Annotated in this window: 12 protein-coding genes; 7 read left to right on the top strand and 5 right to left on the bottom strand. The window is 65.6% G+C overall.

The window, feature by feature from the left end:
• The first annotated feature begins 112 nt into the window (after positions 1-112).
• Entirely contained in the window at positions 113-526 is a 414-nt protein-coding gene (locus MU407_RS13160; protein ID WP_246958173.1) for an RpiB/LacA/LacB family sugar-phosphate isomerase, read from the top strand.
• 12 nt (positions 527-538) lie between these two features.
• Here the strand turns inward: MU407_RS13160 and MU407_RS13155 are convergent, their stop codons facing one another.
• Entirely contained in the window at positions 539-904 is a 366-nt protein-coding gene (locus MU407_RS13155) for a HepT-like ribonuclease domain-containing protein (protein ID WP_246958171.1), read from the bottom strand.
• Positions 894-1,190 (bottom strand): nucleotidyltransferase domain-containing protein, encoded by a 297-nt coding sequence (locus MU407_RS13150; protein ID WP_246958169.1) that lies wholly within the window; start codon positions 1,188-1,190, stop codon positions 894-896. The genes MU407_RS13155 and MU407_RS13150 overlap by 11 nt, the downstream gene beginning before the upstream one ends.
• Before the next feature lie 166 nt (positions 1,191-1,356).
• Here MU407_RS13150 and MU407_RS13145 point away from each other — a divergent pair, with 166 nt between their 5' ends.
• The 6 genes from MU407_RS13145 (at position 1,357) to MU407_RS13120 (ending at position 5,948) form a co-directional block, all read left to right on the top strand.
• Entirely contained in the window at positions 1,357-1,620 is a 264-nt protein-coding gene (locus MU407_RS13145; RefSeq protein WP_102236706.1) for a hypothetical protein, read from the top strand.
• 30 nt (positions 1,621-1,650) lie between these two features.
• Positions 1,651-2,016, top strand: coding sequence for a hypothetical protein (locus MU407_RS13140; RefSeq protein ID WP_102236707.1), 366 nt, complete (start codon positions 1,651-1,653; stop codon positions 2,014-2,016).
• Between the two features lie 48 nt (positions 2,017-2,064).
• Entirely contained in the window at positions 2,065-2,244 is a 180-nt protein-coding gene (locus tag MU407_RS13135) for a hypothetical protein (protein ID WP_199173912.1), read from the top strand.
• A gap of 3 nt (positions 2,245-2,247) precedes the next feature.
• On the top strand, positions 2,248-2,667 hold the full coding sequence (locus MU407_RS13130; protein ID WP_281507935.1) for a type II toxin-antitoxin system antitoxin SocA domain-containing protein: 420 nt from the start codon (positions 2,248-2,250) through the stop codon (positions 2,665-2,667).
• Positions 2,668-2,917: 250 nt separating this feature from the next.
• Positions 2,918-4,363 (top strand): hypothetical protein, encoded by a 1,446-nt coding sequence (locus MU407_RS13125; protein WP_246958167.1) that lies wholly within the window; start codon positions 2,918-2,920, stop codon positions 4,361-4,363.
• A gap of 151 nt (positions 4,364-4,514) precedes the next feature.
• Positions 4,515-5,948: a plasmid pRiA4b ORF-3 family protein gene (locus MU407_RS13120; protein ID WP_246958165.1), complete on the top strand. Its 1,434-nt coding sequence runs from the start codon at positions 4,515-4,517 to the stop codon at positions 5,946-5,948.
• A gap of 52 nt (positions 5,949-6,000) precedes the next feature.
• Here MU407_RS13120 and MU407_RS13115 read toward each other — a convergent pair whose 3' ends face one another.
• Genes MU407_RS13115 through MU407_RS13105 form a run of 3 tightly spaced genes read right to left on the bottom strand, consistent with a single transcriptional unit; the run spans position 6,001 to position 7,540 of the window.
• Positions 6,001-6,399, bottom strand: coding sequence for a hypothetical protein (locus MU407_RS13115; protein WP_246958163.1), 399 nt, complete (start codon positions 6,397-6,399; stop codon positions 6,001-6,003).
• Positions 6,396-6,767: a polymorphic toxin type 50 domain-containing protein gene (locus MU407_RS13110; protein WP_246958161.1), complete on the bottom strand. Its 372-nt coding sequence runs from the start codon at positions 6,765-6,767 to the stop codon at positions 6,396-6,398. Before MU407_RS13110 ends, MU407_RS13115 begins: the two co-directional genes overlap by 4 nt.
• Entirely contained in the window at positions 6,764-7,540 is a 777-nt protein-coding gene (locus MU407_RS13105; protein ID WP_246958159.1) for a DUF4417 domain-containing protein, read from the bottom strand. Before MU407_RS13105 ends, MU407_RS13110 begins: the two co-directional genes overlap by 4 nt.
• Between the last annotated feature and the right edge of the window lie 372 nt (positions 7,541-7,912).

The following is a 7,912-nucleotide window of genomic DNA, read 5'->3' as shown; positions in this document are numbered from 1 at the left end:
GACACCTGAAAGGTGCTCCTTCCAGTGGATGGCTACGAGTCTGAACAACCCGTATCATCCCAGGTCAGGAGCATCTTTCTCTATGTCGTCCACCAGTCGAAACCACACCTCGATGAAATCTCGAGGTGAGGGTCGCAGCGGGTTCCCGGGGCGGGGCCTGCTCTGGCAGTTGTGGGCCGATGACGGGACGGTCGCGGAGATCACCTACCCGCAGGTGTCCTTCCAGGCCGCCCGCGAGATCGCCGAGGGGCGCCGCGACCGGGACATCCTGGTCTGCGGCACCGGGATCGGCACCGCGATCGCCGCCAGCAAGATCCCAGGGATCCGCGCCGCGACCGCCCACGACCTCGTCACCGTGCGCGGCGCCGTGGAGAACTACGACGCGCAGATTCTGTGCATGGGCCAGAACGTCATCGCGCCGACCGCCGCGCGGGCGCTCGTGGACCTGTGGCTGGACCTGCGGCATGACCCAGCATCGGCGTACGGCGAGAAGCTCGAGGAGATCCGGGCGTTTGAGGAGGGGTGAGGGGGGAAGGGGTTACGGGCGCTCGTCCGACTGTGCAGGAGCCTCGCCGAGGAGGGCGCTGAGATTCTCGATGAGAGGCGGGAGATGCGTGGTAACGGCATCCCAGACGACCGCGGTCTCCACCTCCGCGTACCCGTGAATGAGCACGTTGCGGAAGGCAACGATCTTGGGGAGGTCAGGGATCTGCGTCGCGAGCTCGGACGACAGTCGGCTCATCCGGTTCAGCGACTCCCCGATGACCTCGAACTGCCGCTCGACGGCCGACTGTAGAAGGTCATCCTCGAAGTAGGCGGAGCGCTCGATGCCCTGTGTGAAGCGCTGGATCTTCCTGGCAGCCTTCAGCGCATCCCATGCTGCGGTGTGGGGATCACGCCGCATAAACCTCCACCGCCGTCTCCGCCACGGAGGCCGCGAGGTACGGATTCTCGATGCGGCTCGCGGACAGCAGATCCACCGGCCGTCCGAGCAGGGCCTCGAGCTCTGCCTTCAAGTTGAAGTAGTCCTCGAACGGCGTGGCGGACCCTGGAATGAACTCCACGATGAAGTCCGCATCGCTCGTCTCGGGATCGAACGCTGTGGTCGCTGCGGAGCCGAAGAGCACGAGGCGCTGCACGTTGTGGGCTCGGCTGATCGCAGCGAGAGCATCACGGTCGAGCGTCAGCATGATCAGCACCTCCCCGGTAACTCGTTCTCGCTCAATCGTCCCATGTGCGAGGAGGGCTGTCAGCTGTGGCCCCTTTGTGCCGCTTGTGGATGGCGCCGCGGACTCCAGTACCTGGCCCTCGGCGCGAAACCGACCATCCGCGCGATGAACCCGGCACCATGGACCTATGGCTCAGCGTTCCTCCCGTTCCACGTCACGCCTCAGTCCGTCTGAGCTGGAGCGCCAGGCGGAGCGTGATCTCGCCACGCAGGTGGAGCACTACCGCACCTGGCGCGGGGCGGACGCTCCCGCAGACGAAGTGGAGAGGGAAGCGAGCTATCTCGCCATCCTGCTGCGGATGAAATGGGAAAAGCTGGACAGCCCAGATCCTGCGCAGTGGGACATGAACCTCCTGGAGGAGCTGCTGCTGCACGTAGCGCCGCGCACGTAGTCGCTTCCCTTTGAGGAGGCCGCTGACCTGGTGCCGGCGCTTGCTGTGTACTTCGAGTTCCTCGAGGAAACAGGACGCTGGAAGAACAGTGCGGAGTCCAGCGCGGATCTCGCCGACCTCGTCTATGTAATGGAGCTTCAGGTGATCGAGGTGTTCGGTGGTCCAAGCCGACGCGGCATGCACGTCAATGTCATCACCTATGCCATGGAGCAGGGCGTGGATCTCACCGATTCCGATGATCTGGAAGACTTCTTGGCCTGCTACAACTATCAGCTCAGGCTTGATGAGCGCGTCGCGCTCAGGGATACGGGACGACTGCCGGACGGAACACCGCCCTACACGCCTGGGACGTTTGAGGCGTTGGGGGATGAGATCGCAAACGCTGGGCCTTCCTAGACTGACGGCACGGCCAGAGCCGGATCGACCCGCGGAAGGAGGCCTGGCGTGACCACAGAACTGACCGATCTGATCTCTCCGCAGGTCTCCCATGACCTCGACCCCGTCGCTCTCGCGGAGTACCTCATCGCCCTGGATGCACAGCGCCCGGAGCCTGATGTAGCGCAGCTGAAGCTGCATAAGCTGCTGTATCGGGCGCAGGCGAATGCGCTTGCATCCATGGGGTAGCGGCTGTTCGACGCCGATGTTCAGGCATACGAACATGGCCCGGTGGTTCCCGCCATCCGGGCGCGATTCCGCGGCTTCCGAGATCGAGTGATCGCGTCATCGCAGGAGAGCTGGCCGGCGGACCTCTTGCCCGCCGACACCCGGGCATTCCTGGACGAGCTCTGGGACCGCTACCAGGATTTCTCGGCCTCTCAGTTGTGCCGGCTCACCCACGAACAGTCCCCATGGCGTGATGCTTACCAGCCCGGGGCTCAGCATGTCGTGATCCCTGATGCTGCGATGCGGCATTGTTTCCTCCGCGAGATCCCGTTGGAAGACCGGATCTTCCACGAGAACGTCGTCGTGGTGAGCGCCGAGGGACTGGCTCGCCTCGATGAGGACGAGGACCTCATCGTCGAGGGGGCCGTAGCCGCGCTGCGGTGACCGAAGCGCCCTGGGATCGTGTGGTCCCGATCCACAATGTTGCTGCAGATGCTGAGCTCGTGACCGGGCTCGCCGGCGGGACTTTTCGCAGCAGTGGCTGCTTCCGCGGAAGGTACCCAGCTGACCGGCTACCTGCATATTGCACGCGGCCGGTCAGGAGAGTGCCGTTCGTGGATGACGCTGCGGACTCCAACACCTGACCCCGGCGCGAAACCGCCCAGCTGCGCGGCGGACCCGGCACCATGGACCTATGGCCAAGCGTTCCTCTCGTCGCAAGAAGTCCTCCGCGTCCTCCCGCATCAGCCCTGCCGAGCGGGAACGCAGGGCGGAGCGTGATCTCGCCACGCTGATGAAGCACTACCGCTCCTGGCGCGAGGCGGCCACGGACCCGGAGGTCGCGGAGGGTGAGGCGCAGACGCTCACGGTCCTGCTGCGGATGAAGCGCGAGCACCTCGGGAGCCCGGGTCCCGCGGAGTGGGACCTGACCCTGCTCGAGGAGCTGCTGCTGTACGTCGCACCGCGCAAGTGGCTGATCTCCCGGGTGGAGGCCATGAACCTCGTGCCGGCCCTCGTCAGGTACTTCGACTTCCTGGAGGAGACGGATCGCTGGCGGCGCGCACCGGCGCACCTGGCAGACCTCAGGGGCCTCCTGGATGAGCTGGAGCTCGAGGTGCTCGAAGCGTTCGATGACCCCACCCGGCGCAGCTCGAGCGGCAACGTCCTCACCTACGCCATGGATGCGGGGGTGGACCTCGCCGATAAGCAGCAGTTCGACGACTTCATGCACTGGTACAACAACCAGCTCACGCGCGAACAGCGCACCGCGATCAGCGACACGGGCCGTCTGCCCGCCTCTGTGCCGCCGTACGTTCCCGGGGCGGGCGAATGGGCGGAGGAGGAGACGGCGCCGGAGTGGCCCTGGTTCCTGCCCGATGACGACGAGCTCGAGCGTCGGATCGCACGCCGTATCGAGGAAAACGACGGGGACGCGAATGCTGACATCCCCGCCGAGCAGTGGGCGCAGCTGCCGCTCGTGCAGCGCGCCGTGAGCCTGCTGGAGCTGGTGGGGGAGCGGCTACCGGTCACCGATACCGGGGCGCTACAGCGCGCGGACCTGCGCAAGGTTGTGGAGAGCTGGGGGCTGACCGAGCACGCGAACGCCCGCAGCATGTGGGATGTGCTGGAGGTGGAAGCGCCGTGGACGGCGCTCTGCCAGGGCGGCTGGGTGGAGCTCGGTGCCACCCGCGCGGTGCCGGGGAAGCAGCCGATGGAGCCGTACGTCGCGCTCGAGGAGGATCCCGAGGGGTTCAGCGACTTCGCCAAGACGCTCCTGAACATCGCGCTCACTCATCTCGTGCTGGTCGATCGCAGCAGTTCTGCGGACATCGACACGACCATGGACTTCCTGCTCGCGTTGACCTTCGCGTCCGCGCCGGAAGGCCTGCAGCTGCCGCCCCAGCCGGACCTCGTGGAACTCTACGAGCAACCGGAGCGTCGCGAGCACCCCATCGAGGAGTGCTGGCGCCTGGTCCGCGTGGCAGTTCGCCTCGACAATGCCGCCGACATTGGCCTGGTGTGGAAGGACGCCGACGGGAAGTACCACGGCAACCTTGCGAGCTTCCTGCTCCTGCTGTTCAGCGGCGGGAAGCTGCGGGATCTGCTCATGCACGGGGACGACGAGGGCTTGAGCTTCTGATTGCTAGCACCCCGAAGGACCTCGAGCAGGCCCTGCGTGAGCTGCGCGAGGCCCGGAAGGCCGTGGCGGCGCGGAGGTGTGCGCTGGCGGAGTCGTGGCCCGGGAGCGCAAGCCCGGTCACCAGTCAGCGCGCTCCCACTACCGTAGATCCGTGATCTCGAAGAAGCGCAACCATGAGGAAATCCGCGCCTGGCTGGAGGAGCTGATGTCCTCCATGCCGCTGGAGCAGCAGAAGCAGACGGTGACGAGCCTCCTGGACCACGCGGGGGCAGCCGCGATGCCCGCGGCGCTGGCGCGCCCGGAACGGCGCGGCCCTCGGCGTGAGGAGCCCGTGGTCCTCACGATCCGGGCCGATATCGAGCAGGCCCGCCCACCGATCTGGCGCCGCCTGGAGATGCCCAGCGACCTCACGTTCCAGCAGCTGCACCACATCCTGCAGGCCGTCTTCGACTGGGAGGACCGCCACCTGTGGCGCTTCGGCCTGGGCGGCAGCCCTTTCAGCCCTGAGGCGCAGCTGTTGCTGTGCCCCTACGACGTCGAGGACGGTGAGGAGGACGGGGTTCCCGCCAAGGACGTGCATCTCGATGAGGCGTTCGCGGCGGTCGAGGACACGGTCCGCTACGTCTACGACTACGGCGACATGTGGGAGGTCCGGCTGAAGCTGGAGAAGATCCGCCCGGCGGAGAGGGAGGACCGGCAGGTCCGCGCGATCGCTGGGCGCCGCGCGGCCCCACCGGAGGACTGCGGGGGTCTGACCGACGCGGAAGATCTGGCCACCGTGCTACCGGATCCCGCGCATCTGGACCTCGCGGAGCTGAACGATCTGCTGTGGGCTGAGGGCGACGCTCGTGCCGAGCCGGATTTCCACCCCGCCTATACGCAGCTGCTTGAGCGCACCACCGGGCACCCGGTGCACCATCGGCTGAAGATGCCCGGCCTGGACCTCATGGTCGCCCCGGAGCCTCCGGAGGAGGATGAGCTCATCGCGGCGCTGGATCCGATCCTGTGGTTCATGCGCGAGGCCGACGGGGAGGGCATCACGCTCACCGCTGCCGGGCACCTCCCGCCCGCGCTGGTGGAACGCGCCTGCGAGGTGGTGCCCACGCAGATCACCGGCCTGGGGAAGGACAACCGGGAGGTCCACGCCGCCAGCGTCCGGCACTTCCGTCACGCCCTGCAGACCGTGAAGCTGCTGCGCAAGCACAAGGGCACGCTACGGCTGCCAGCCAAGATCGCCCCGCTGCTGGAGGACCCCTGGGGGCTCTGGGAGCACCTGCGCAGCACTCTGATCCCGGAGCGAGACGGCTTTGAGCGTGACGCGAGTACCGTGTTGCTGTTGCACGTGAGCATGCTTCCGTCGGGCGGGGCCCTGAGTATTGATGCTGTGGTGCGGCTGCTCGGGGAGCTGGGGTGGAGTACCAGCGATCGGTGGGGGCTGCATGCGCTGATCAGGGAGTTGCCCGCCTGCTCGATCCTGCGCAACCTTCGGCCCGACGCAGCCTCGCGGCGTGATGAGCGCCTTTCCGATGTCGCCATCACCCTGGCCCGCGCCACCCTCGCCCCTGAGGAGACCGACGACTGGTGAGAGGGTAGGGGACCTGCAGGGCTGGCGGCCCCGGGCGCGGTTTCTGCAGTGCTCAGGCCGACGCTGGGCTCTCCGATTCTCCCGCCTGCCCCGATGCATCCACCGGATACACGACGACCCCGCGGTCCACGTCTACGACGCGGGTGGGGAAGTCGCGGTAGTCGATGGTGAGCCAGTCCTTCTGCGGGGTGGACCAGACATCGCGGAAGCGCCGCGGCCCGTCCTGGATGATCTCGAGGACCCCGTAGCTCACCTGGTGGAACTCGTCGTAGCGCGGGTCCTCCATCTCGATGTCCAGCTCGCCGGAGTTGTCGCTCTCGTACGTCGTGTCGAATGCGCCGATGTAGGACTCCTGCTCCCCGAACTCGATGAGCAACCGGGCGTGGGGATGGGCCATCGCGTAGGCGGTCAGGGCGGCGGTGGTGCTGCGCTCTTCGTCGTGGAAGATCATCGGTCAGCTCCATGGTGGGGAGGCGGAAAGGTCGGCACTACGTGCACTCCTGTCTTTGAGTAGTGGATGGTTCCCCAGGTTGTTGAGGTTTGCTTTCCGGTCTCAGAATCGACGTGAAAGCCGATCGTTACCCCGAAGTCCACGACCTCCTTGTTGGCCCCCTTGCGGTCCCCAGTGCCAGCTTTCTGCTCCACCAGAGCCTGTAGTGCCACGACACTGATCGTGATGACAGAGCGACCGGCGATGTGTTCGTGGCGGTCAGCGATGTGCTTCGCCTGTTTTCCGAAGTGGAGCTCCGTCGTGTAGCCGAATACGGTGCGGAACGTGTGTGATGCGTAGTCGATCAGCCGGCTGCGCGGTTTGCTCATGCTGCCTCCCGGTGAGAGGAACGGTGACGGGAGTCGGCGGGGAAGCGGTACACATTGACTCCGTGCTCAAGAGGATAGGTGAGCAGATCGTCTGGGGCAGGGCCATATACGACCAGCGCGGAGGGTGCACGGTCATCGCAGATCCAGCGAATCTCCTGGCGAACCTCCTTGCGGTTGATCGGATCGGAGATGCATCCGTGAAGGCTGAGAGCAAGCGTGGAGTGGCGGGGCGCAGCTGCCAGCGTGTAGAAAGCCGAGTCCGTCCCGCTCATCCGTACGTTGGCGATTACGTCAACACCTTCCCGCTGCAGCCAAGCGCCGATCGCATAGTTCCGGAACGTGCTCCACTTCTTCATGGCAGCGGGCATGTTGGAGTAGAGGGAGAAGTCTGGAGTGATGACGCCAGTGAACTGCCTCAAACGTGGAAGATGTCGGTGTGGGGACTGCCAGATGCTCCGGAAGCGGTAGTCGTCTTCGTAGAAGTGCACCCAGTCGCCGTGCTCGGGTGTGCACTGCTTGCGCTCAGAGAAGGCGATCAGACGCTTGGGGACACTGGTTGTCTGTGATATCTGGGGGATGTCTTCAGGTCCGACGACCGTGAGTCCGGTCAGGATCGGCGCCTCGAGGCCACGCAGCTTCTTGGTGTTTACGACGGGGCTGCTGTGTGCGGTGCGGCTGGGACGAGGTGTGAAGCCTGGCAGTTCCTCCAACTCCGAGAAAGAAAAAAGGTTTCCCTGTCGCGGGATCGGCACTTCCTCCTGGCGGCTCGCCATCAACTGTCCTCCACTCAGAAATAGTTATCGACGGATCTGATGTGGAGCATAGAGCACGAGTGGGACAGCCGAGCGGGGCCTCTCTGCGCAGGCTTTATCACGCCCGCTTGTGCCCCTGACTTATCAAGCTGGATCCAGACGAGCTGGTCGACCGGCCAGGATATCAAGGCCGGTTCAATCGATGCTGTCCGTGGTCTCAGGAAGCATCTGGTCCGCCGCCTCGCTGAAGTTCTCCGGGCGATCAGTGGGCGATGTCAAGGCGTCGAAGCAACATGGGGCTCGCCGGCGAGTAGTCGGGCGAATGCCTCGGTGGGCGTGAGATAGCCCAGTCGGCGGCGGGGTCGATTGTTGATCTCCTCGGCGATACTGGTG

Source organism: Brachybacterium sp. Marseille-Q7125, assembly GCF_023062615.1.
Classification (GTDB): Bacteria; Actinomycetota; Actinomycetes; order Actinomycetales; family Dermabacteraceae; genus Brachybacterium.
Note: the sequence above shows the minus strand (reverse complement) of the source record. Positions and strands in the feature narration are given on the sequence as shown.